This is a genomic window from Alteromonas naphthalenivorans, assembly GCF_000213655.1.
GTDB lineage: Bacteria > Pseudomonadota > Gammaproteobacteria > Enterobacterales > Alteromonadaceae > Alteromonas > Alteromonas naphthalenivorans.
The window spans coordinates 1,888,388-1,911,431 of record NC_015554.1; the positions used below are offsets into that span (position 1 = coordinate 1,888,388).

Annotated in this window: 23 protein-coding genes and 1 tRNA gene; 12 read left to right on the forward strand and 12 right to left on the reverse strand. The window is 42.5% G+C overall.

Translation table 11 applies throughout. The features are described 5' to 3' along the window. Nucleotides 1-239: 239 nt before the first annotated feature. Complete coding sequence (locus AMBT_RS08165) at nucleotides 240-917, forward strand: hypothetical protein (RefSeq protein ID WP_013784142.1); 678 nt, start codon at nucleotides 240-242, stop codon at nucleotides 915-917. 90 nt (nucleotides 918-1,007) lie between these two features. Here the strand turns inward: AMBT_RS08165 and AMBT_RS08170 are convergent, their stop codons facing one another. Continuing rightward, nucleotides 1,008-2,234: a sensor histidine kinase gene (locus AMBT_RS08170; protein WP_013784143.1), complete on the reverse strand. Its 1,227-nt coding sequence runs from the start codon at nucleotides 2,232-2,234 to the stop codon at nucleotides 1,008-1,010. Further along, a complete protein-coding gene (locus tag AMBT_RS08175) occupies nucleotides 2,227-2,916 on the reverse strand; it encodes a response regulator transcription factor (RefSeq protein WP_013784144.1) in 690 nt (229 codons plus the stop codon). Before AMBT_RS08175 ends, AMBT_RS08170 begins: the two co-directional genes overlap by 8 nt. 214 nt (nucleotides 2,917-3,130) lie before the next feature. Between AMBT_RS08175 and AMBT_RS08180 the strand changes: the two genes are divergently transcribed. The 3 genes from AMBT_RS08180 to AMBT_RS08190 are packed head-to-tail and all read left to right on the forward strand — an operon-like array spanning nucleotide 3,131 to nucleotide 6,584. After that, nucleotides 3,131-4,180 (forward strand): S41 family peptidase, encoded by a 1,050-nt coding sequence (locus tag AMBT_RS08180; RefSeq protein ID WP_158306766.1) that lies wholly within the window; start codon nucleotides 3,131-3,133, stop codon nucleotides 4,178-4,180. A gap of 51 nt (nucleotides 4,181-4,231) precedes the next feature. Further along, entirely contained in the window at nucleotides 4,232-5,296 is a 1,065-nt protein-coding gene (locus AMBT_RS08185) for a type 1 glutamine amidotransferase domain-containing protein (RefSeq protein ID WP_013784146.1), read from the forward strand. A gap of 43 nt (nucleotides 5,297-5,339) precedes the next feature. After that, on the forward strand, nucleotides 5,340-6,584 hold the full coding sequence (locus tag AMBT_RS08190) for an aspartyl protease family protein (RefSeq protein WP_013784147.1): 1,245 nt from the start codon (nucleotides 5,340-5,342) through the stop codon (nucleotides 6,582-6,584). A 158-nt stretch (nucleotides 6,585-6,742) separates the two neighbouring features. Here the strand turns inward: AMBT_RS08190 and AMBT_RS08195 are convergent, their stop codons facing one another. Beyond that, complete coding sequence (locus tag AMBT_RS08195; protein WP_013784148.1) at nucleotides 6,743-7,324, reverse strand: porin; 582 nt, start codon at nucleotides 7,322-7,324, stop codon at nucleotides 6,743-6,745. A 190-nt stretch (nucleotides 7,325-7,514) separates the two neighbouring features. Here AMBT_RS08195 and AMBT_RS08200 point away from each other — a divergent pair, with 190 nt between their 5' ends. Further along, entirely contained in the window at nucleotides 7,515-8,684 is a 1,170-nt protein-coding gene (locus AMBT_RS08200; RefSeq protein ID WP_013784149.1) for a serine hydrolase domain-containing protein, read from the forward strand. Between the two features lie 114 nt (nucleotides 8,685-8,798). Here AMBT_RS08200 and AMBT_RS08205 read toward each other — a convergent pair. Beyond that, nucleotides 8,799-8,890 (reverse strand) — tRNA-Ser (locus AMBT_RS08205). Between the two features lie 237 nt (nucleotides 8,891-9,127). Here AMBT_RS08205 and AMBT_RS08210 point away from each other — a divergent pair. The 6 genes from AMBT_RS08210 to AMBT_RS08235 all read left to right on the forward strand — a co-directional run bounded on the left by AMBT_RS08210 (nucleotide 9,128) and on the right by AMBT_RS08235 (nucleotide 12,348). Further along, the gene (locus tag AMBT_RS08210; protein ID WP_013784150.1) at nucleotides 9,128-9,793 is read left to right on the forward strand and encodes a Bax inhibitor-1/YccA family protein; all 666 of its coding nucleotides are present in this window, start codon (nucleotides 9,128-9,130) and stop codon (nucleotides 9,791-9,793) included. 126 nt (nucleotides 9,794-9,919) lie between these two features. After that, a complete protein-coding gene (tusD, locus tag AMBT_RS08215) occupies nucleotides 9,920-10,309 on the forward strand; it encodes a sulfurtransferase complex subunit TusD (RefSeq protein ID WP_013784151.1) in 390 nt (129 codons plus the stop codon). Further along, nucleotides 10,309-10,671: a DsrE family protein gene (locus AMBT_RS08220; RefSeq protein WP_013784152.1), complete on the forward strand. Its 363-nt coding sequence runs from the start codon at nucleotides 10,309-10,311 to the stop codon at nucleotides 10,669-10,671. The genes tusD and AMBT_RS08220 overlap by 1 nt, the downstream gene beginning before the upstream one ends. Further along, nucleotides 10,671-11,054: a DsrH/TusB family sulfur metabolism protein gene (locus tag AMBT_RS08225; protein ID WP_013784153.1), complete on the forward strand. Its 384-nt coding sequence runs from the start codon at nucleotides 10,671-10,673 to the stop codon at nucleotides 11,052-11,054. The genes AMBT_RS08220 and AMBT_RS08225 overlap by 1 nt, the downstream gene beginning before the upstream one ends. Before the next feature lie 55 nt (nucleotides 11,055-11,109). After that, entirely contained in the window at nucleotides 11,110-11,457 is a 348-nt protein-coding gene (locus AMBT_RS08230) for a TusE/DsrC/DsvC family sulfur relay protein (RefSeq protein ID WP_013784154.1), read from the forward strand. Between the two features lie 72 nt (nucleotides 11,458-11,529). Beyond that, on the forward strand, nucleotides 11,530-12,348 hold the full coding sequence (locus tag AMBT_RS08235) for an HAD family hydrolase (RefSeq protein WP_013784155.1): 819 nt from the start codon (nucleotides 11,530-11,532) through the stop codon (nucleotides 12,346-12,348). Nucleotides 12,349-12,530: 182 nt separating this feature from the next. Here the strand turns inward: AMBT_RS08235 and serS are convergent, their stop codons facing one another. From serS to lrp, 6 genes are all read right to left on the reverse strand, one after another. Next, a complete protein-coding gene (serS, locus tag AMBT_RS08240) occupies nucleotides 12,531-13,823 on the reverse strand; it encodes a serine--tRNA ligase (RefSeq protein ID WP_013784156.1) in 1,293 nt (430 codons plus the stop codon). A gap of 10 nt (nucleotides 13,824-13,833) precedes the next feature. After that, nucleotides 13,834-14,217: a fluoride efflux transporter CrcB gene (crcB, locus tag AMBT_RS08245; protein ID WP_041452527.1), complete on the reverse strand. Its 384-nt coding sequence runs from the start codon at nucleotides 14,215-14,217 to the stop codon at nucleotides 13,834-13,836. Between the two features lie 5 nt (nucleotides 14,218-14,222). Continuing rightward, complete coding sequence (locus AMBT_RS08250; RefSeq protein WP_013784158.1) at nucleotides 14,223-15,557, reverse strand: replication-associated recombination protein A; 1,335 nt, start codon at nucleotides 15,555-15,557, stop codon at nucleotides 14,223-14,225. Nucleotides 15,558-15,567: 10 nt separating this feature from the next. Then, complete coding sequence (gene lolA, locus AMBT_RS08255; RefSeq protein WP_013784159.1) at nucleotides 15,568-16,323, reverse strand: outer membrane lipoprotein periplasmic chaperone LolA; 756 nt, start codon at nucleotides 16,321-16,323, stop codon at nucleotides 15,568-15,570. A gap of 5 nt (nucleotides 16,324-16,328) precedes the next feature. Continuing rightward, a complete protein-coding gene (locus AMBT_RS23125) occupies nucleotides 16,329-19,022 on the reverse strand; it encodes a DNA translocase FtsK (RefSeq protein WP_013784160.1) in 2,694 nt (897 codons plus the stop codon). A gap of 240 nt (nucleotides 19,023-19,262) precedes the next feature. After that, complete coding sequence (gene lrp / locus AMBT_RS08265) at nucleotides 19,263-19,748, reverse strand: leucine-responsive transcriptional regulator Lrp (RefSeq protein ID WP_013784161.1); 486 nt, start codon at nucleotides 19,746-19,748, stop codon at nucleotides 19,263-19,265. A gap of 146 nt (nucleotides 19,749-19,894) precedes the next feature. Here lrp and ald point away from each other — a divergent pair, with 146 nt between their 5' ends. Further along, nucleotides 19,895-21,025 carry an alanine dehydrogenase gene (ald, locus tag AMBT_RS08270; protein WP_013784162.1) on the forward strand — a complete coding sequence of 377 codons (1,131 nt, stop codon included), beginning with the start codon at nucleotides 19,895-19,897 and terminating at the stop codon, nucleotides 21,023-21,025. 146 nt (nucleotides 21,026-21,171) lie between these two features. Here ald and pyrF read toward each other — a convergent pair whose 3' ends face one another. After that, on the reverse strand, nucleotides 21,172-21,867 hold the full coding sequence (pyrF, locus tag AMBT_RS08275; protein WP_013784163.1) for an orotidine-5'-phosphate decarboxylase: 696 nt from the start codon (nucleotides 21,865-21,867) through the stop codon (nucleotides 21,172-21,174). Nucleotides 21,868-21,874: 7 nt separating this feature from the next. Next, nucleotides 21,875-23,044, reverse strand: a complete 1,170-nt coding sequence (lapB, locus tag AMBT_RS08280; RefSeq protein WP_013784164.1) for a lipopolysaccharide assembly protein LapB — start codon at nucleotides 23,042-23,044, stop codon at nucleotides 21,875-21,877.

The following is a 23,044-nucleotide window of genomic DNA, read 5'->3' on the forward strand; positions in this document are numbered from 1 at the left end:
CGCTGACGATTACGCTATCAAGCAAAACTCCACGTAAATCGGGATATCATTGTTGGCTTAAATTGTTTTTTACCGAGCTATCACTTAACAACAAGTCGAATGTCTAAGCGAAGAGCAACTAAGCGCTTATAATAAACGTCAAATAAAAAATCTCCTGCTATCAACCAATCTTTTGTTAGTATTGCATCGTTGAAAACAACCTCATCAATGGGTGGGATTTTACTGTTGGCAAAAGAAAAATGAGAAAAAAGCAGCTTTATGGCGTTTTCGCTTCTTTTATTTGCGCTACAAGCTTTGTTCTTGGTTTGTGCCTTATATTTATCATTGCGCCCGACTTTAATAATGGCCCTGACCAACGCTTGCGCACGCTTACGAACTTTAGTGGTTTAATGCAGGTTTGGTATTTTTTGGTTTATGTTGTATTTGGGATAAGCGTTTTAGTACTTAGCGTTTCATTATTAGAAAATCAAACGCGAGAGCACAGTGTGCTTCAACAAATTACGATGCTAATGAGCTATCTTTGGTCATGTTATATATTCGCCAGCGGCTTTATCGCTATTCTTTCGATCGAATTTCTATTTAATGAGAATTTTACGCTGGCAACGGCTGTCGTTGATTTATGGCGAGATATCTACGCCATTCAAATGGGATTAGGGGAAGGCTTTGAATGGGTAGGCGCAATTTGGGTATTGATGATTAATACTTGTTTACTGAAAGAGAAAAGGCTAAGTAAAAAGCTTGTTATGTTTGGTTACTTTATAAGTTTTTTCGGTTTTTTAACGCTTATTCCAAGCCTTCAGGAAATGGGCGCAGTGTTTGGGTTACTACAGATTTTTTGGTTCCTATTTGTAGGTTTTATGTTGCAGCATGAAAGGCGCCATTCGTGCCGTCATCACGCCACCTATTCAAATGAATGATGATTAAGCAAGAAGGCTTGAATAAAAATACGCATTCGCACTTTACGTTGATAGAGGGAATCTAAAGGTGAAATTTCAAATCAATAAGGGCTAGATAATGGTTGATATGGCGACTCTGTAGATACTGTTTTCTTGCTCAATCGTGACGCCCCACCCCATTTCTTCAACGATGCGTTTTACAAGGTATTGACCGTGTCCCAAACCTTGATAATAGGGACGCTCTTGAGTGGCTTCCAGTGAATTTTCAAAAATGAGTTCGTGGGCAGCAGAACGGATGCTCATAGCTTTACCGTTTCCATGGTAAACCCCATTGTTTACCAGGTTTTGGCAGAGCAAACCCAACAATAGCTCGTTGCCAATGACGCGCATTTTAGGATCAACAGTGATATGAGCATCAAAAGAAAAGTCAGGGTATAAATGATAAACCTTCAGTACCGTTTTCTCGATAATCGGTAATACCCTAAATTCTGTAAACTGCAAATTTTCTTGTCTAGCTAGCGCCAATAGTATTTCAACCGTCTGTTCAAGTTCATTGGCAGATTGTTTTAATAGGTTGTACTCAGCTTCGCTACCCACCTTTGCATTATTGAGTGTTAAGGTATTTTTAATTAACGTGATGGGTGTACGTAGCTCATGGCTAACGTCGCGGGTAAAATTTTGCTCCCGCTCCAGTAATATCTGAATTTCGTCATAAGACTCTGCAAGCGCTTTGGCAAGCTTTCCAATTTCATCTGCCCTATCTAAACCAAACATAGATACTACATCCACCTTTCTTTCAGATTTAAGGTCGGTAGTACTACCTCTTTTTTCAACATTTTTAGTCAATTGCTCTATAGGGCGCGAAAGCCATTTAGACAGGTACCACGAGCTCAATAAACATAGAATAAATGCACTTCCAGAAATACTATAAAGAAACAACGATTTATATTGGCTAAGATGTTGATTTGCTGACAAAGAATTTATGTTCATCAGTAGTAGTTGAGTGTTTTGCTCCATCAAAAGTATTCTGAAAACAAACTGTTGATTATCTTTTGTGACAAAACTTCCACTACGCGCATTGCCAACGGCCTTAATTATTTCATTGGGTACCGACGACATATTGGCATATAAAACAGTATTTAGTATTGTTGGCGTTAATAAGGTATTTTTGTTTGCTATTAAGCGTTGCTCCTCTTGCGCGAGCACAGATTGATAGGCATTCGCTTCGGCGATTTCTATTAATATTGTTGAGAAGCGTATAAAAAAAACACAGATGATTAACGATAAACAGGTAAAGGCAACCATTAGTCTATTTTGTAAGCTCGTAAACCTAATCATCGATACCCTTTAACTGATAGCCAATATTGCTGATCGTGTGAAGAATAGGTTTTCCCGTTACTTGTTCGGTCGCCTTTCTAAGCGCATATATGTGTGATTTTAGCGCATTGCTTTCAGGCGGTTCATCCCCCCAAACGTGCTCAATTAGTTCTGAACGGCTGACAGGGTAAGGTATTTCATTCAATAGTTTATGCAAAAGTTTAAAGCCCACCTTTGTCACTTTTATGTTTTCATTATTCCATAGTACCTCAAACGATCTAGTGTCTAGAGATAACGCTCCGTGGGAAACAAGGGTGTTTTGGTGCAACTCAGACCTTCTTGACATCGCCTCGCATCGCAAGGCCAGCTCTCTTAGATCAAAAGGCTTAGTAAGATAATCGTCAGCGCCTTTGCCAAACCCTTTGACTTTATCCTCAAAAGCATCCCTAGCAGTAAGCATCAATATTGGTATGTTGGCGCTAGCATGATACTTAATTTTTTCACATACTCGTAGGCCGTCAATATCAGGCAAATTTAAGTCCAAAATAACAACATCAAAAGTATGCTCTAATGCTAATGTTACTCCTAACTTCCCTGTTGCCGCATAATCTACATCCCAGCCATGGCCTTGTAGGAAACCGATAATTTGATTCGCTATTGCTTGGTTGTCTTCAACAAGAAGCACGCGTAATTTACGCTTCATACAGCTCTCCCTTTGCATAAAAAAACTGTGTCAAAGCTGAATAATTCAGCTTTATTTAGTCAATAATCGTAATGAGTAGCCTACTTATTTGAAAGTGATGTGAAGGTGAAATTTAATCTTTTATATCATTTCACCCTAAATTTACTTAAGAGTACTGATGATTGTTAATTCATTCAATAAACGAGGTAATAACGTGCTTCAAATGAACAGTAACATGAGTCGAGAAAATTCGTTCTGGCAGAGAGACATAAGTGTCTATCTCAATTGCCGAAAACACGACATTATTATGTTTGCTACACTGTTTTTCCTAACAACCACCACATCCTTTGCACAACAAAACGATGTTGAATGTGTTCAGTTAAACAACAAAATGAAGCTTGAATTAATTGAAGAGTTGAAAACCAAAATAAATCTCAACTACGTAGAAATTGATAAAATACCATTAATTATTAAAACGTTAGAGGCGATTAAACATAATAGGGCGTTCGCGAATGTAAAAAGTCGCCAGGATTTTACACGGTTTATAAACAACACCCTTCTAAGAATTGACCAGCACTTTTCTGTATCAAGCAATCTTAAAAGTAGTGGCGCCCCCCTAAAAGAATCATGGTCCGAAAAACTTGCAAGGCTCGATTGGGGCTTTGAACGTGTTGAAGTTTCAGTAAACAATATAGGGCTTCTACGTTTTTGGGGGTTTGCTGATCTCAACGAGACTTCAAAAGAAGTGATTTCAAATCACATGCGGGCAATTGAAAATGTTGATGGCCTTATCATTGATTTACGAGACAATGGAGGTGGCAGTGCGCAAACTGTTCAGTACATATCGAGCTATTTTTTAAAGGGCCGACAGCACCTAAATACCTTTTACTCAAGAGCTTCTGATAGCTTCGAAGAATTCTATACAGACCCTGCCATTGATTTCCCTCATTTAAGTCAAATCCCAATAGTCATCATTATTGGACCAAAGACGTTTTCCGCTGCCGAAGAGTTTGCTTATAACTTCAAACATATGTCTCGTGCAATGGTCATTGGAAAAACAAGTAAGGGAGGCGCCAACCCTTGGCGTTACTTTGAACTCCAGCATGGATTACGATTTGCCATACCAACTGCAAAAGCAATAAACCCTGTTACTCAATCAAATTGGGAGGGTGTTGGCGTGCAGCCACACTTATATATAGAACTTGAAGATGCTGAACAGAAAGCCACTGAGCTATTAGTCAGGAAGTTGCACGTAAAAAGAAGCATTATTAATCACAATAATTGACCTCAAATTTACCGCACTTTCGATAGTTTGGTACTTTTTGAAGGAATAAGTATGTTTAAAAAGATTGGTTTCATTACTCTTACTGTCATCTTTTGCATCACTAGCTTCATCATATGGTTTTTTAGTCTTCTAGGAAACGAGCTAAAAACTGACTATAGCCAACAACAGCCAAAAGACATTCGCTATATTCTTGAGGGCGTTAACGTTAGTCGCGGGCGCATATTGGCAGTACTGACTAGTGAAGACACATTAGGAGCCACGGGGAAAAGCACAGGTTACGAACTTACTGAGCTAGCGCGGGCGTTCTATGTTTTCCAAGCTAATGGGTTCACCGTTGATATAGCCAGTGTTGAAGGTGGCGAACCCTCTATGGTGGTAGACGCTGATGATATGGGCAAGTTTGACTATGCTTTTTTGAATGATGAAAAAGCCATGTTTAAAGTTAAAAATTCATTTGCTATTAAACGTGCAAACTTAGCAATCTACGACGCCATATATTTCGTTGGCGGCAAGGGAGCAATGTTCGACTTTGCAAGTGACGTAAGTATTAAGGCTGCAGTGTCTTATTTTTGGCAAACGAACAAAGTTATTGCTGCTGTATGTCATGGTCCGGCAGCATTCGTTGATGTTGTTTCGGACACGGGCGAATATTTTGTTGAAAATAAGCAGGTTTCCGCTTTTACAAATTCCGAAGAACTATTTTTCATCCCCGATGCTAAAAATATTTTCCCCTTTTTATTAGAAACAAAATTGCGTGAGCAAAGCGCGACTTTTATCGCCGGTGAAAATTACCTTAACCAAGTCAGTGTTCACGACAACCTAATTACGGGGCAAAATCCTTGGTCAGTTTGGGAAGTAGCGGAAGAAACGATTAAGGCTTTAGGGTATGAGCCATTGCCTAGAGTAAAAACGCCGGAAGAAAATAGTGTTCAGATTTTAAAGATTTTCGTTACTCAAGGCTATGAGAGCGCACTAAGAGTCATAAGTGAACTCAACCAAACCCCGAATACAAATATAAGTAGGCTTACCATTGCTACCCACGCTCTTGTCGCTGGCATTAAAGGCAAACTTTATAAGTCCTCTCAATTACTGATGCTTTTAAACGCAGTTGAGTAACGCAGTGCATACACCTTTTACCCCAGTCAAATCAGGAGCAAGTATGAAGATGTTGCTACAACTATCTGTTCTAATCATTATATTTATCATTACCTTATCTAGCTGTTCCATCGTTAACAGCCTGAGAATGATGAACGCGAACAATGAAATTAAACCGAGTTGGAAAACGGCGCAACGTAACAAACAAATATTAACCGCTCATTATATTGGCGAAAAACCATACATTAAATTGACCGTTAATAAACAACACGAACTACTATTTTTAGTCGATACGGGTGCCTCATTCACCATGCTTTTTGATACCCCTGCCGTTTCTAAGCTGCAGTTCAAAAAAGGCTACTCATTGGCCGTGGCGGGTTGGGGCGAAGGAGAGAATACGCCCGCATATCAAACCCAACTTTCTGAACTCGAGATAAACGATATTTCCTTCGAAAAAGTAGATGTCGCCTACATCCCTGTCAGTACTAGTCAGTACTATTTAACAGAAGATGAGGCTATTTTTGATGGTGTTATTGGCCATGATCTAATGAGGCATTTTGTGTGGACCTTCGACAAAAAAAATCAAACTATTTCATTGTCGGTAGAAGCAAGTCCTCGGCAAGCAAACGATGTGGTCTTACCGTTTAAAACCTCACTTTCAAAAATTAGCATACCAAGCACCGTCTATTTTAATGATAAAGACAGCATCACTCGAAACATTGTTATAGACACAGGTAGCCGACATTATATGAAAATGAATACCGCTTTCACGGATAAGAATAAAATTAAGCTACCAGCATCTTCAATTCGCGCTGCAGACTTTGGTTTGAGCGGCAAAGCACCTCACCAGCGAATGACACTGCCCGCTTTACAATTAGGATACCTCACGTTACGCAGTGTAAAAACTAATATCATAAAAAGCGATGACGAAGACGATTGGTGGATATTGGGTAGTGCCTTGTTAAACCAATTTGTGACGATAATCGATTATCCGAATAGACAATTCACTATTCGCCCCTACCCCGATGTAAAATTCAAAACGCGCTATAACTTAGCTGGCCTTGACCTTAGAAAGTTGCGAGGAGGCAACCTTATCGTTCGTTACGTGTATCCAAAGCTACCAGGGCAGATTGCAGCTATTCAGGCCGGTGACGTGGTGAGTTCAATTAATAACAAGCGTTCAGACACAATTACCGAGGAAGATTGGCTTTTGATGGCAAGCGAGCCTAGTGATTTTACATTATGTTTTACAACCGACATATGTAAAAGCTTTCAAACAGAAGAAATAGAGGGATACTCTGTTCGGTAATTCGTTTCTTAGTGTTGCTGTTGTAAGTGAATTGCTCGCAACCGTTACCGTACCGAGAGCCGTTGCTATACCGAGAGCCCCAAAAATATAAAAAAAAGCCCAACTTCGTTTTATCGCGAGGTTGAGCCTCATTTTTTAAAAGAGGTTTATTTGCCCAATTAGAATGCGTATCTGATACTCATATTTACGATTTCTTGATCAGAGTATTTAGTATATTCAATACCCGTTAAGAAACCCCAAAGATCATACTGAGCACCGAGCCTATAAGCTTTCTGATCGGCGTCTCCATCCCAATTTTGCACTTCTAAGCCACCAAACACCTCTACGTCTGCAGTTAGCTGGTAGCGAAGGTTTGTTGCGACACTAAAGTAGTCTGTGTCGGCGCTTGCAGAATCATTATCTCGAGTGCCGGTCATATCAAAATTACCTAAACCCAGCCTGTAGTCTAGTGTCATTTGGGGTGAAATATTATGGATATATCCAATCGAAAACTGTCGTTGCAAAGTTTCAAGTTTAAATCCATCTAGAGAATCTGAAGAGTCGGTATGTTTGTATTCAGCAAAAAAGCCATACCCTATTTCAGCACTTGCTCTGAGCTCATATCCATTTAGGTTAAATGATTCAAGATCTGCTATTTCAGTTTTTACAAAACCTGCCTGCAAGAAACTGTAAGAAGGCTGAGCTGTAGTTGCGAAACTGCAAAACGATAAGCACAAGGTTGGGAGAAAAATTTTATACATGTTTGTCCTTTATGGTTTTTTTTAAACGACCTAAAGGCTAGCAACTCGATGGTGAACTGAAGGTGAAAGCTGTATGGACAAAACAATCAAGACGAGATTGACTAACCATATTCGTTCACCCTTATTTCACTTTGCATATTTTACTATTCGCTTATTACGAAACGGTCCATTACCTAAGAGGATATAAAATATGATAGACATAAATGTGTTCCAGAAAACGATGATAGCAAGTGTTGTGTGTTTAGGTTTAGCGGCTTGTGGATCAAGTAGCGATTCAAGTGCGCCGATTATACCAAGCCCACAACCTGAGCCAACCGCTGATTATCAGGACATGTTACAAGCGGCAGTAAATTCTGGTGTGCCTGGGATAGTTATGGCAATTGAAAGCCCTGAAATAAATTTTATTGGGGCTGCAGGGGTTGCCGATATTGACACCCAAGCACCTATGCAAACGTATCATCAAATGCCAACAGGCAGTTCAGGCAAAAAAGCCACCGCCTTATTAGTTGCTATGCTGCACGAAGAAGGTGTACTTAATATGGATAATTCAATATCAACATGGTTGCCCACAACTATTTTGTCTCGTATTGAAAATAGCGAGAGCATGACCCTTCGTCAGTTATTGAACCACACTGCTGGTGTTTGGGATTACTTAGATAACGGTAGTTCAGAGGAATGGTTTGAAGCTATTATTAACGATCCTACATCAGTTAAAACCGATATTTTTGCTTTGCAGTTTGCACTTGATCGACCAGCGTACTTTGCTCCCGGTGACGCGTTTAATTATTCTAATACCGGCTATTTATTAGCGGGGTTAATTCTTGATAAGGTACTAGGAACGCACCACCACACCGCCATGCGCGAGCGTTTATTTATAGGCTTGGGCATGAACAATACCTACTACAATGGCCTTGAAAAAGACATGGGTAGCATTATTTCAGGGTACACAGAATTTGATGGTGAAATTGAAAACACTAAGTTCATTTACGAAAACATTGGTGTAGCCGATGCGCCATTAGTGTCTACAGTAGAAGATATGTCTTTATTATTGCGTGCCATCGTTGGTGAAAACTCAACCCTAGATACCGCAATAACTGAACACCTGTTTGCCAGTAACCGTCTTGTACAGGTTAACAATGAAACGCAATACGGCCTTGGGATATTCTATCAAAACATCAATGGTAAAGACGTATATCACCATGGCGGCGGCGACCCTGGTTTTATTACCGAAAACTATTATGTGGCAGACAGTGACCTTACGTTAACCGTATTTTTTAACTGCAGTGGCTACGAAGCTTGCCAAGTTCCCGCGGCAAACTTTACGAATAGTGTACTTGAAACTATTTTCGAGGATCGCTAGAAAGACATGTATGATAGGTTGTTGAACAACACATGAGGGTTCTCACTCTTATTGGCCAACCGCCTTTCTTTTACCCATAAAAAAACCCGCAACAGTGTGCGGGTTTTCAGAACTTGGCGGAGAGGGAGGGATTCGAACCCCCGGAAGGTTTGACCCTTCGCCTGATTTCAAGTCAGGTGCATTAAACCGAGCTCTGCCACCTCTCCAAGTGCTGCGTATCTTAATGATATTTTTATGACTGTAAAGTAAAAATTAAAAAAAATAAGTTAAGTGATGGCATTTCAAACAATTAGTGCGCTAATTGCGCGGTTGACACGTAATTCATACTTACTAACACTATTTTCATTTGAAACTACTTGAAAATGGGAACTAAAACCCATACAACATACACTAATAGTTAGTTTACCGTTTTGGTTAAAGACAAAGTCCTTTTGGAGGAAACAATGGATCAACGTTCGATGTATTCAAGTGCATCTCAACCATCAGTGTTGCAAACGAACAAGGTTTTGCGCAACACCTATATGCTGCTTGCGATGACACTAGCGTTCAGTGCGGTTTGTGCTGGTGTTGCCATGGCTGTAGGTATTTCTCCTATGATGTCACTAGGCATGACCATTGGTGCATTCATTACTTTATTTGTTGTACAAAAGAAAGCTGAATCAGCTTCAGGTATTTATTGGGTATTTTTGTTCACCGGTTTAATGGGTGCTTCATTAGGTTACACGCTTAACTTCTATTTAGGTGTAGCAGGCCCAGGCTTAATTATGGAAGCGTTAGGTGCTACAGCGTTAGTCTTCTTCGCTCTTTCTGGTTATGCACTTACTACCAAAAAAGATTTCTCGTTTATGGGCGGCTTCTTGGTTGTAGGTTTAGTTGTTGTGATTGTAGCGGCCATTGCGAATATGTTTTTCGCAGTACCTGCGGTAAGCTTGGCAATTAGCGCAGCTATCGTATTTATTATGTCTGGTTTCATCTTGTTTGATACAAGCCGTATCATCAACGGTGGTGAGACAAACTACATCCGCGCAACGGTTTCTTTGTACTTGAACATTTATAACTTGTTCACGTCTATGCTTCACCTTCTAGGTGCATTTGGCGGCGACGACTAAGTTCAACGCAAACGTTAAAGAAGACACCCCGTAACTGGGGTGTTTTTGTTTCTACGGCGCAGTTTTTACAACTAGAATAAACCTTAGATTTATCACTAAATTAATCATCAAGCATATTGTAGAGTCATGGCACACTATTCAATTTTAGTAACAAGCTCCCCTTATGAAGGTCAACATGCACAGCGTGCGGTTTCCTTTATCAATAGTGCTATTGCACAGGGGCATACTGTTAATAACGTCTTCTTCTATGGCCAAGGTGTGCATCATGCTAATGGCTTCATGGTAGAAGTCGGCGATGAATTTTATCCACTGGCTGCGTGGCAAGCGCTTAAAAACGATCATAACGTTACCCTACTCCTTTGTATTACTGCCGCAGTTAAACGTGGAATTGTTGGTGAGCAGGAAGCTGCTAGCGCCGGGGTATCAGGTGCTAATCTGGCAGAGGGTTTTGAACAGGCTGGTTTAGGTGAATTTTTTACCGCGCTTCACGACTGCGATAAGGTGGTACAATTTTAATGGCTACTTTACTGATTCGATTTACGCAAACCCCTTATCAATCTAGCACCAGCCAAGATGGGCTGGACTTTGCACTCGCTGCCACCAACTATGGCCATGAGATCATTGTGCTGTTCGAACAACAAGGTGTATTGCAGCTAACTAAAACTGAATCTGTTCGCGGAACAAAAAACCACAGTAAACGGTTAGGCTCCCTGCCCTTTTTCGATATTGAAGAATGTTACGTTTGCGAAGAAAGTTTAAAGCAGTCGCCTCTAGCTAACCAAAAACATGAGTTAATAGCGCAACTAGATGCTTCACTGTTATCAATTGATGAAAAGCTAGCACTGTGCGCGCGCGTAGACCATGTGGTGACCTTCTAATGCTCTTTATTGTAAAATTTTACCCGCTAAGTGCTGTAGCGGTTAAAACCCTTCAACAGGCGTTTATAAGTACTGATTCTGCCAACGCAGTTGTGCTAGTAGACGACGGTGTGTATTACGCCCACCAGACTGATACCCAACAGACTGGTCTCGGTCTGTTAAGCGGTTTAGCGAACACAATAAATGCCGGTGAAGCTATGCACAGTGCAACAAGCCTATTTGCCCTACAAGATGATATGGCGCTGCGTGGGCTATTCCATAAAGCGAGTCAAGCGCTTAGCCATGAAGCAAGTAGCGAAGACAATACGGAATCTGTCACACCAATATCGATGGATAAATTTGTAGCACTGACTGATACTTTTTATCCAGCTGTGCTCTTATAGCTGCGCTAATAGAAGCACTTACAAAACCTTATGCGTCAATTACAGAGCGTTATTAATGACCCAAGAACAGTTTCATTTTGAATTTAACGGCACTACCATCCCTACTGACAAGGCAGGCTATCTGCTTGATCACACCTTGTGGAATGAAGACATGGTGCCAACGCTAGCAGCAAACGAAAACATTACGCTTAGTGAGCCTCATTGGGAAGTTATTCGTTTTGTCCGCAACTTTTATGAAGAGTTTGAAACTAGCCCTGCTATTCGTGCGCTAGTGAAAGCGATGGCAGCTAAATATGGGCCAGAAAAAGGTAATAGCCGTTATTTACAACGTTTGTTCCCTAAAGGGCCAGCCAAACAAGCCACCAAACTTGCTGGGTTACCGAAGCCTGCAAAGTGCTTATAAAAAGTGCTTGTAAAAGCGGTTTACGCTAGCGCAAACGCTTAGGCACTTATTAAGGTTAACGAGGAGCAACACATGGATCTTATCTTCTTCGATTTAGACGGGACGCTGTTAAATAGCGAATCACAAATTTCAAACTATACCCGTGAGACCTTAGCCCTGCTGAAACAGAACGGCATTGCTTATACAGTGGCGACGGGCAGAACCATGCTGTCCGCTAACAGTATTATTGCAGAAGATAACTTTCTGCTGCCCCATATTTATAATAACGGTGTGGCTATATGGGACCCAACAGCCAATGCATTAACCCTCGAAAACCTAGTCAATACTAATGAGCTTGAATTCATTATTCATCTTGCGCATCAAAATGATATCACCCCTTTTGTTAACGTTATTGATGGCACATCTCATGTTGTTTATCACCCCACGGCAAAACACCCAATAGAACAAAATTTACTAGACAAATATTTTAAAAAGACGAACGCAATACTTCGCCCGATAAGCCAACTTTCCCTTTCCGCTAAAATAACCAACATCAGTATGATTGGCGACAATACAACGGTTAGAAATATGTGGAAAACCATTAACGACGTTGAAAACCTTATTGCGTATTCAGGGCCCGCAATAGAGGGAAATTCTTTTAGTTGGATGGATATTCACCACCGTGCAGCAAGTAAAGGTAGTGCGGTCATGAATTTGAAACAACAACTGGGTGCTACCAATGTTATTTGTTTTGGCGACAGCGACAACGATTTAAGCATGTTTGAATTGGCTAATGAATGTTATGCCCCCGACAACGCTAAGACTGTTATCAAAAACGCAGCCAGTGAAGTGATTGGACACCATAATGAAGACGGTGTAGCGCGCTTTCTCAGGCAGCGATTCTCACTTTAATTAACAAGTACTACACGGTAATTCTAATGCACGAAGCCATTTGCCTTTAGCTATTTATATCCCACATACAAATAAGCTCGCAGATAGAACATCTACGAGCTTATAAATAGTCATTAAATATGAAATGTAAGTTGTGGCTCTAGACCTTAAAGGCTATACCTCAAAGCGCATGCCTTAAAGGCTTAAGCCTTTATCACTTCTAAACCATTCATATAAGGTACAAGGGCTTTAGGTACCGTTACACTTCCGTCGGCTTGTTGGTAGTTTTCTAAAATAGCCACCAACGTGCGGCCAACCGCTAAACCAGAACCATTTAAGGTATGAAGCAACTCAGGCTTGTTCGTTTCTGGATTTCTGAAGCGGGCTTGCATACGTCTGGCCTGAAAATCTACCATGTTTGAACATGATGAAATTTCACGATACGTATTTTGCGCTGGCAACCATACTTCTAAATCGTAGGTTTTACATGCGCCGAAGCCCATGTCACCAGTACAAAGCAACACTTTACGGTATGGCAATTCAAGCTTCTGTAAAATAGTTTCGGCGTGCTGAGTAAGTTCCTCTAATGCATCGAAACTATCTTCAGGCTTCACTAGCTGTACAAGCTCAACTTTGTCGAACTGATGCTGACGAATCAAACCACGGGTATCACGGCCATACGAGCCTGCTTCTGAACGAAAACAAGGGGTATGCGCAGTCATTTTAATCGGTAGCGATTTCTCGTCTAGAATTTCATCACGGGCAATATTCGTCAACGGCACTTCTGCCGTTGGAATAAGTGAAAGCCCTTGGCCTTCTTCTGTTGCTGGCTGCGTATGAAATAAGTCTTCACCAAATTTAGGTAATTGCCCTGTGCCATACAGGCTGTCAGCGTTTACCAAAAACGGCACGTACATTTCATCGTAACCATGTTCGGTGGTGTGAACATCCAACATGAACTGGGCAATAGCACGGTTTAAGCGAGCCATCTCACGGCGCATCACTACAAAGCGACTGCCTGTTAATTTAGTTGCCGTAGCAAAATCTAAGCTGTTATTTAGCCCTTCACCAATATCAACGTGATCTTTCACGTCAAAATCGAAAGCGCGTGGCTCGCCCCAACGTGAAATCTCCACGTTGTCGTCTTCGTCTTTACCTTCAGGTACCGACTCATGCGGTAAGTTAGGAATGCCTTGGGTAAAGGCAGTGATTTCATCAAGCAATACTGTTAGTTCAGCTTTAGCCGCATCTAAGTCATCGCCTAATTTGCCCACTTCTGCCAACAAAGGCGCAATATCTTCACCTTGTGACTTTGCTTTACCAATGGACTTACTTCGAACATTACGTTCGTTCTGCAGATCCTGTGTTTTGGACTGAAGTGTTTTTCTTTTTTCTTCTAGCGAGTTAAATGTTGCTACATCGAGGTTATAACCACGGGCAGCCAAACGCTTGGCAGTTTCTTCTATATCGCTTCGTAAACACTTTGGATCTAACATGTGTTCCTACTTATCCTTTCATGAGTTCAATAGCCAGCCAACCTGCTGATAAGCAAGCGCCAACGTTAAGAAATATGTTAGCAATGGCTTTTAACCACAGCTCGTTTTCTAATAATGTGAGCGTTTCCACAGAGAATGTTGAAAATGTAGTAAACGCGCCCAACAACCCTACCCCAATTAATGCACGAAAGGGAGAGTCGGTTAATTCGTTGCGCTCAATAAAGCCGTATAGCGTAACTAAAGCAAATGAGCCTACAACGTTCACCGCTAGTGTACCAAAGGGCATATTTTTTCCAAACCAAGAATCTATGGTTGTGGTACAAAAATAACGCAAGCAAGCGCCAATTGCTCCGCCTGCTGCAATATAGCAGTATAAAATAACGCCTTGGGGCACAATATTCACCGTTTCTGATTATTTTGCGCGCTGCGCGCAGCTAAGTTAAGTTGATCTAAATAGTCACGTTTTGCTTTAAGCGCTTTCTCTAACCCGCGTTCGTTAGGCTCGTATAAACGAGTGCCTACAATGCTATCGGGCAAGTAAACCTCTCCTGCGGCAAAAGCATTAGGTTCGTTATGGGCATACCGATAGCCGTCGCCATGGCCTAAGTCTTTCATTAAGTCAGTTGGCGCATTACGTAAATGCATGGGAACCGGTGCATCTGAAGTTTTTCGAGCTAATGCTTTAGCCTGGCTAAATGCCATATAAACAGCATTACTCTTTGCCGCTAAGGCACAATAAACAGCAGCTTGCGCTATTGCACGTTCACCTTCAGCAGGCCCTACGCGATGAAAGGTATCCCAGGCGTTTATGCTTAACTGCATGGCTCTAGGGTCGGCATTGCCTATATCTTCCGAAGCAATGGCCAATAATCGCCTAGCGACATACAGCGCGTCACCACCACCGTCTAATATACGAGCGTACCAATATAATGCAGCATCAGGGTCTGAACCCCGTACCGACTTATGAAACGCCGATATTAAGTCATAAAATGTATCACCTTTATTGTCGTAGCTGGCAATTTTTTCGCCTACGGCTTGTTCAATATCGGCAATAGAAATAACACTGTTCTCGGTAAAGTCGGCTGCTAGCTCTAAATACGTAAGTAACCTTCGACCATCGCCGCCGCACAACCCTAATAAGGCGTTACTGGCATCTTCCTCAATGCTTAATTGGCGTGAACCTAGCCCTTTCTCTTCGTCGGTTAGCGCGCGTTGCATTAATTCAGCAAGCGCCTCTTGTTCTAACGCTTTAAGTACGTAAACCCGAACACGAGAAAGCAATGCATTATTTAATTCAAATGAGGGGTTTTCAGTGGTGGCACCAATAAAAGTGACGGTGCCAGATTCTACGAAGGGTAAAAACGCATCTTGCTGGCTTTTGTTGAACCTATGTACTTCGTCCACAAACAGCAAGGTACGTTGGTTATAGCGAGAGTTTTCTTTTGCGGCATCCATTGCAGCACGAATATCTTTAACACCAGAAGTTACCGCTGAAATGCGAATAACCGAAGCATTGGTATAGGTGGCAATAAGCTCGGCTAACGTCGTTTTACCCGTACCTGGCGGGCCCCATAAAATCATAGAATGGCAATGGCCTGCTTCTAGCATTTTACGTAATGGTTTGTTGGTGCCTAATAGATGCGACTGGCCAGCATATTCATCTATGGTAACTGGCCGCATTTTAGCTGCTAGTGGCGCGAAAGGCTCAAGCGGTTCTTTGTTATCGTTAATCATCTATTCTTGGCTATCGCTGATCATCAATAATATAGCTTTGCGGCACGTCTACAGAGAATAGGTTATCTTTAGCAGTATCAATAGCAAAATCTAAGTCTTGGTTGCTAAACACTAACGCACTGGTTTGGTCTTGTGCATCAAGCATATCAAGTGTCGACAGAATACCGTCGCTGTTGAACCCTAATGTCAGTGACTTTATTTGGCCATCTGTCGATTTAGGCACAATTTGGTATTGCTCTAACGTTGAACTGGCCTTCGCGTCATCAAGCTTACTGATCACAAAGCTATTCCAAGTTTCATCGTCGTTAGCCGTTAATAAAACAATAGGATTGTCTTTAATCGCTTGGTCTTGCGAAATAATAGTCACCTGTTCAACAAAGGTATCGATATTCCATACCGCTTCACCATCGGCAATCAGCAAGGTTTCATCAGGAAAGGTGGTTTCCCAGCGAAGTTTATTGGGGCGCATCATGGTTAGGGTACCTTGGGCTTCATGCACAATATTACCTTGGGCATCCGTTACCGTTTGGTTAAAAGCAGCTTGGTATTGTTGTAATCCATGTAGGCGTTTTTTTAAGAGTACATTTGCATCATCGGCTTTTGAAATTTGTCCAGCACTGTGAGAGGTAAATTCAGGCTTTGTAGCAGCTTCAACCACCACTTCGGCCCCACCACTGACATCATTAATTGCCTCTACTGGCATTGCAGATAAGCTTAACGGCGCCGTTAGCGCCATTGCCATCATAATAGGTACTACTTTGTTCATTCTTTTTAATCCTTAGGCGCTGGCGGAGCTAATACTTCGCGGTTACCGTTGTGACCCTGTGCACTTACGACGCCACTAGATTCCATTTGTTCCACTAATCGCGCGGCGCGATTGTAACCAATTCTGAATTTGCGTTGCACACTAGAGACACTTGCCCTTCTTGTTTCGGTAACAAAGGCGACGGCTTCATCATAAAATGCATCAAATTCTTGATCTTCACCTTCGGCTTGTTCACCGGGTAAAAGTACCTCGGCGGACGCTTCGCCATTTAATATCTCATCAATATATTTAGGTGCACCACGACGCTTCCAATCTGCTACAACAGCATGAACTTCATGGTCGTCTACAAATGCGCCGTGCACACGCGTAGGTACTGGGCTACCTGGTGGCAAGTACAACATATCACCCATACCTAGCAGTGCTTCAGCACCTTGCTGGTCTAAAATAGTTCGTGAATCAATTTTACTGGAAACTTGGAATGCAATACGCGTTGGAATATTCGCTTTAATCAGGCCGGTAATAACATCTACCGAAGGTCGCTGCGTAGCCAAAACTAAATGAATACCAGCTGCTCGGGCTTTTTGCGCAATACGAGCAATAAGCTCTTCCACCTTTTTGCCTACAATCATCATCATGTCGGCGAATTCATCAACCACAACCACAATAGCAGGCAGCTTTTCTAAATCAGGCGCATGGGGCTCCATGCTTTCTTCACTCTTCCACAACGGATCTTGAATAGGCGTACCAGCGGCAATCGCTTCTTCCACTTTTGCGTTGTAGCCTTTTAGGTTTCTTACCCCTAAGGCACTCATTAAGCGATAACGACGCTCCATCTCGCCTACACACCAACGAAGGGCGTTGGCCGCTTCTTTCATGTCGGTTACCACTTCGGCAAGCAGATGCGGAATGCCTTCATATACCGATAGTTCAAGCATTTTCGGGTCTATCATGATCATACGTACATCTTCTGGCGTGCTCTTATACAGCAAGCTTAAGATCATAACGTTAACCCCAACCGATTTACCTGACCCCGTTGTACCTGCCACCAACAAATGAGGCATTTTTGCCAAATCTACTATGACAGGCTTACCGGAAATATCCGCACCTAACACCATGGTAAGCGGTGAACTATTGCGCTGGAATGCATCACCGCCAATCACTTCACTTAAACGCACCATTTCACGCTTTTTGTTTGGAAGCTCAAGGCCTATAACAGATTTACCCGGAATAACTTCCACTACTCGCACCGATATGGCAGACATAGCGCGTGCCAAATCTTTAGATAACCCCGTAATTTTGCTTACCTTCACACCAGGTGCTAAATCTAGCTCGAAACGCGTAATAACAGGACCGGGATAAACACCCACTACCGTGGCTTCAATATTAAAGTCAGCCAGTTTCTCTTCAACTAGCCTTGAAATACCGTCTATCTCTTCCTGAGTGAGAGGATTTTCGTGTTTATCTGCACGCTCAAGCAAGTCGAACGAAGGCATAGCCGTAATAGGCTCGCTCCCCTCCCCTTCATGACGAGTAATGGATTTTGCTCCCATCGCCACTGGTGTAAAGGGTTGATGTACTGGCTTAGGCGCTGGCTGTGGTGCTGATTCAGGAGCAGGCGCAGGCGCAGGCTGCGCGTCTAATGGCTCTGCATTAACAGGCTCAGCAGTGTGTTGTGCCTCAGTCGCTTGCGCTTCATCTAACGTATCGGTTTGCGATATATCGAAGGTTGGCTCAATCATTTCATCAGACTGCGACTGAGTATCTTGACGATTAACTGCAGCCTCGTCATTACTAGAAGGCTTGGCTTCTTTCACTTTGTTGCGCACTGCTTCACGCATACCAGATAAAGAAAAACTCGACTTAGGTTTGCTTTCACTATCAGTATTATCAGGCGTGTGGCGCTGTGTTTCAAAAGGCGGAACATCGTCATCATCAAATACATCATCAGGAACACCAAATGAAGGCTCACTACGCTCTGCCTGAGGTGGCGGCGTATAGACAGGTTCAGGTGTTTCTGCGGGCTCGGCACGCATGCTGGTTATGTCTAATTCATCATTTTCAGACTTTGCACTACGAGAAGGAAGCGCAAGCCTTGGCATATCGAGCGCAAGTGCCTGTTGGGGTAAAGAGACACATTTGCGCCCAAACCAAAGTGTCATTTCACCAAGTCTGTCCACAATACTTAACCAGCTAATACCCGTGAGTAAAGTAAAGCCTGTACAGAAAAAACACAAAAGCAATAAAATAGTGCCTGCGGTATTAAAGTACGGCACAAGGGCTGAACTAATAACATCGCCAACAAAGCCGCCGGCAGAAAAGTTGTATATGTCGTCAAAATTTATACTGGCAATTCCCGTGGCACCCAGTGCCATCAATAAACCACCAATAATTCGTAAACCAATTGTGAGGTAATCGAACTCTTCTAAGGCTTTTATGTGCTGGAATAAGAACCAACCTAAAAAGGCGGCTCCAAAAGGCAGTAGGTAAGCTAAAAAGCCAAAAGAGAAAAGTAATAAATCGGCACTCCACGCGCCGGTAGACCCTACCCAGTTATGTACGTCTAATTGCAAGCCGGCTTGGCTCCAGCCAGGGTCACCCGGATGAAAAGATACTAATGCCAGCAATAAGAAAAAGGCGAAGACACAGGCTATAATCATGCCGGCTTCCCAAATTCGCTGAATCCCTGTTAATTGCGTCATAACCCTAAGTCACTTATTAAACTAAATTGATGTTTCGATGTTGTGATAATTCTATCGATAAAGAAGAATACAAATGCAGTGCCAATATTATCGTAATGTTTTCAATAAGTAATTTATTAATAAGGTGTATTACAAATCGGTTTACGTACACCCACTATTGCGAGTCAAATTTACACTAACAATAACCACTGTGTTTTTGCACAGCCTATCACAAATGCCCATAATTGAGCCATGCTTTCATTACTTCAAATTAATCCGAAGTGATGTTGTACTTTTCACTTCTTCCATGACTACATAGGTTCGTGACTCACTCACACCTGGAAGGCGCAGTAAGGTGTCGCCCAATAATCTACGGTAACTCGACATGTCTGCAACCCGTGCTTTTAGCAAGAAATCAAAATCCCCAGAGACAAGATGGCATTCTTGAATATCGTCATGGAGCCTAACTGCCGCAGAAAATTCTGCGAAGATATCTACTGACGTCTTCGTTAACGTTATTTCTACAAAAACGAGCATGGCCGCACCCAGCTTTTCTGGATCAACCACGGCATGGTAGCCTTTTATATAGCCTTGGCTCTCTAACCGCTTAACTCGCTCTAAACAAGGACTAGGGCTCAAGCCCACGTCTTTCGCCAATTCCACGTTTGATATTCGCCCGTTTTTTTGTAGCGAAATCAGTATATTCCTGTCTATTCGGTCAAGGTGTTTTGGAGTTTTTACCAACATATTTTATTCCGACTTAATCACGCTATGCCAGATTATATGCTGCAACTGATATTTTTTCAGCACATAGTTCGTTTTTATCTCACGTATACTGAATCAAATAATAATCGGCAAGTGAGCCACTAGGCTAATCAATTAGAGGAAAAGTTATGTTAATCGGTGTACCAAAAGAAATTAAGAACCATGAATATCGCGTTGGCTTAACGCCTGCGGCAGTGAAAGAATTTACCAGTCATGGTCATTCAGTGTTAGTTGAGACGCTAGCCGGTGATGCAATTGGTTTTACCGATGAAATGTACGTTGAAGCTGGTGCTTCTATCGCATCTACTGCTGAGCAAGTTTTTGCTGAAGCAGAAATGATTATTAAAGTGAAAGAACCACAAACAAATGAATGTAAAATGCTTCGTAAAGGCCAAACCCTTTACACTTACCTTCATTTAGCCCCTGATCCTACGCAAACAGAGCTTCTTATTGCTTCTGGCGCAACCTGTATCGCTTACGAAACCGTAACCGACGACCGTGGTGGCTTGCCGTTATTAGCGCCAATGAGCGAAGTGGCTGGCCGTATGTCAGTTCAAGCCGGTGCACATTATTTAGAAAAAGCACATGGCGGCAGCGGCACCCTTCTAGGCGGCGTTCCTGGTGTAGCACCGGGTAAAGTACTTATTATTGGTGGCGGTGTTGTAGGAACGCAAGCAGCTAAAATGGCTTTAGGCCTAGGCGCTGACGTTACTATTCTAGACCGTTCACTTCCTCGCCTTCGTCAGTTAGATGACATTTTTAATGGCCAAGTTAAAACGGTTTACTCAACGGTTGATGCTATTGAACATTACTCTTCAAAAGCTGATCTTGTTGTTGGTGCCGTACTTATTCCTGGCGCAGCAGCACCTAAGCTTCTTAACCGCGAACAAATAGCAGCCATGAAGCCAGGCTCTGTGTTGGTTGATGTTGCTATCGACCAAGGTGGTTGTTTTGAAACCTCTAAAGCCACTACACACCAAGACCCTGTATACATCATCGACGACGTAGTGCATTACTGTGTTGCCAATATGCCAGGTGGTGTTGCACGTACTTCAACGATGGCCCTTAACAATGCAACCCTTCCGTTTGGTTTAGCATTAGCGAATAAAGGCCCTGCTAAAGCCATGCTTGAAGATAAGCATTTATTGAACGGTCTTAACGTTCATGAAGGCAAAGTAACTTATAAAGCAGTCGTTGACGCATTAGGTGAAAAGTTAGGTTTAACTTACACACCTGCACAAGAAGCACTTAACGCGTAAGTAAATGTTTGGCTTGCTAGTACTTATATAAGTGCTAGCAAATAAAAACGCCCAGTAAGTGGTTAGCATATTGAATGCGTCACTACTGGGCGTTTTTTTGTATGTATTCGTTTGCTACTATTTGCTTGAAGTTAGCTAGTGGGCAACTAACTAATAGAGGCGTTTACCTGCTTTAACACATCCATAGGGTCGCTAGCTTGCGTAATTGGTCTTCCCATCACTAAATAACTTACGCCACTGTCGATTGCTTCTGGCGGCGTCATCACACGTTTTTGATCGCCCGCGTCACTCCCCTTAGGACGTATGCCAGGAGTCACCAACAAAAAGTCTTCGCCAATTTCATTACGTAGCATCACGGCTTCTTTAGCAGAACACACCACACCATCTAAACCCGCTTGGGCAGTTAACGATGCTAGGCGCAACACTTGTTGCTCGGGCGTTACATTATCAATCACGCCGCTTAGCTGCGATTGATCCATGCTGGTAAGTACTGTAACCGCAATTAATTTGGTTTCAGGACGGCTACTTTGCGCAATACCTTCTTTGGCTGCCTGCATCATTGGAAGTCCACCGCTGGCGTGCACGTTTACCATCCACACGCCAAGTTCAGCGGCTGCCTTACACGCTTTACCTACAGTATTGGGGATGTCATGAAATTTCAAATCAAGAAAAACGTCGAAGCCTTTCGCCACTAAAGATTTTACAAACTCAGGGCCAAATAAGGTGAACATTTCTTTGCCCACTTTAACTTTACACAGGCTGGGATCTAATTGGTCTACAAACGAAAGTGCTTGTTCTTGGTTGTCATAGTCGAGTGCAACAATAACGCGAGGTTCTTGCATGGTGAAGTTATTCTCCGTCTAGCCCTTTTATTGGTTTTACTACGCCCCATTTTTTACATGAAGGACATAGCCAGTAGAGTTTACGCCCTGAAAACCCGCAGCTATGGCAGCGGTATTTAGGGCGTTGCAACATTTGCTTTTCTACTAATTCTTTTAATATACGTAAGCTCTCTGCTGAGGTCTTATCGTCTAACTGGTCGATATACAACCCCATTAAGGTTTTGAAGCCACGCATGGTTGGGCGTTTACGTAGTTGTTCTAATAGATAATCCGCCGCTTGCGTGGTATCGCCTTTTTTCAACAATACATCAACCATGGCAAGGTACGAGGTTGCACATTCTTGCCAATGGGCTTCTAAGCTTTCGGCGAAACTATCCCAGTCTCCGGTTTCTTCCGCAATTTTTTCTAAACTGGGAACCGCTTCACTGAACCAATTAATGTCACGCTCTGCCACTTGCACAAAATAAGCCCGTGCGTCGCTGTAACGTTGTTGTTGAAGTGCAAGCTGTCCAAGCATTAACCACGGTCTTACTGCATGCTCATCGGCATTAACGGCCTTTTGAAGCAAGGACAACGCAGTGCCTTGATCATCGTCTTTAAGCTTCGCTACCGCATGTTCACAATAAAAATGCGCTAAGCGTTCGCACACATCATCGTTGTCGCCATGGCATTCCACCATGCGCTCGGCAAGCTCAATGGCTCTGTCCCACTCTTTGGTGGTTTGGTAAATACTAAATAGCTGGGTTTGCGCCACTAAATAGTGCTTGTCGCTATTAAGCAATTGAAGAAAAGCGTTTTCAGCCCGTTCTAAGAAACCAGCATGAGTGTAATCATGGCCAAGTTCTTTTAACGCGCTTTCACGTTGCGTAGGTTGCAGCTCGTCTCGGCTTACTAGGTTTTGGTGAACCTTTATGGCTCTGTCTATTTCGCCGCGGTGGCGAAAGAAGCTGCCCATCGCAATGTGAGTTTCAACCGTATCGCTGTTCACATTAATCATTTTGATTAAGGTGTCTACCGCTTTATCTGGTTGATCGGAAAGGAGGAAGTTTAAGCCTTTATAATAATGCTTAGAAAGAATACTAGACTGTTTACGTTGTGCTTGGCGAACACTGTTACGGCCCATAATCCATCCGTAACCTGCTGCAACAGGCAAAAGTAAAAACAGCAGTTCGAGCAT

Excerpts from the sequence above, each read along its gene's own strand:
- AMBT_RS08165 (WP_013784142.1), top strand. The coding sequence starts at position 240 with ATGAGAAAAAAGCAGCTTTATGGCGTTTTCGCTTCTTTTATTTGCGCT.
- AMBT_RS08170 (WP_013784143.1), bottom strand. The coding sequence starts at position 2,234 with ATGATTAGGTTTACGAGCTTACAAAATAGACTAATGGTTGCCTTTACC.
- AMBT_RS08175 (WP_013784144.1), bottom strand. The coding sequence starts at position 2,916 with ATGAAGCGTAAATTACGCGTGCTTCTTGTTGAAGACAACCAAGCAATA.
- AMBT_RS08180 (WP_158306766.1), top strand. The coding sequence starts at position 3,131 with ATGAGTCGAGAAAATTCGTTCTGGCAGAGAGACATAAGTGTCTATCTC.
- AMBT_RS08185 (WP_013784146.1), top strand. The coding sequence starts at position 4,232 with ATGTTTAAAAAGATTGGTTTCATTACTCTTACTGTCATCTTTTGCATC.
- AMBT_RS08190 (WP_013784147.1), top strand. The coding sequence starts at position 5,340 with ATGAAGATGTTGCTACAACTATCTGTTCTAATCATTATATTTATCATT.
- AMBT_RS08195 (WP_013784148.1), bottom strand. The coding sequence starts at position 7,324 with ATGTATAAAATTTTTCTCCCAACCTTGTGCTTATCGTTTTGCAGTTTC.
- AMBT_RS08200 (WP_013784149.1), top strand. The coding sequence starts at position 7,515 with ATGATAGACATAAATGTGTTCCAGAAAACGATGATAGCAAGTGTTGTG.
- AMBT_RS08210 (WP_013784150.1), top strand. The coding sequence starts at position 9,128 with ATGGATCAACGTTCGATGTATTCAAGTGCATCTCAACCATCAGTGTTG.
- tusD (WP_013784151.1), top strand. The coding sequence starts at position 9,920 with ATGGCACACTATTCAATTTTAGTAACAAGCTCCCCTTATGAAGGTCAA.
- AMBT_RS08220 (WP_013784152.1), top strand. The coding sequence starts at position 10,309 with ATGGCTACTTTACTGATTCGATTTACGCAAACCCCTTATCAATCTAGC.
- AMBT_RS08225 (WP_013784153.1), top strand. The coding sequence starts at position 10,671 with ATGCTCTTTATTGTAAAATTTTACCCGCTAAGTGCTGTAGCGGTTAAA.
- AMBT_RS08230 (WP_013784154.1), top strand. The coding sequence starts at position 11,110 with ATGACCCAAGAACAGTTTCATTTTGAATTTAACGGCACTACCATCCCT.
- AMBT_RS08235 (WP_013784155.1), top strand. The coding sequence starts at position 11,530 with ATGGATCTTATCTTCTTCGATTTAGACGGGACGCTGTTAAATAGCGAA.
- serS (WP_013784156.1), bottom strand. The coding sequence starts at position 13,823 with ATGTTAGATCCAAAGTGTTTACGAAGCGATATAGAAGAAACTGCCAAG.
- AMBT_RS08250 (WP_013784158.1), bottom strand. The coding sequence starts at position 15,557 with ATGATTAACGATAACAAAGAACCGCTTGAGCCTTTCGCGCCACTAGCA.
- lolA (WP_013784159.1), bottom strand. The coding sequence starts at position 16,323 with ATGAACAAAGTAGTACCTATTATGATGGCAATGGCGCTAACGGCGCCG.
- AMBT_RS23125 (WP_013784160.1), bottom strand. The coding sequence starts at position 19,022 with ATGACGCAATTAACAGGGATTCAGCGAATTTGGGAAGCCGGCATGATT.
- lrp (WP_013784161.1), bottom strand. The coding sequence starts at position 19,748 with ATGTTGGTAAAAACTCCAAAACACCTTGACCGAATAGACAGGAATATA.
- ald (WP_013784162.1), top strand. The coding sequence starts at position 19,895 with ATGTTAATCGGTGTACCAAAAGAAATTAAGAACCATGAATATCGCGTT.
- pyrF (WP_013784163.1), bottom strand. The coding sequence starts at position 21,867 with ATGCAAGAACCTCGCGTTATTGTTGCACTCGACTATGACAACCAAGAA.
- lapB (WP_013784164.1), bottom strand. The coding sequence starts at position 23,044 with ATGCTCGAACTGCTGTTTTTACTTTTGCCTGTTGCAGCAGGTTACGGA.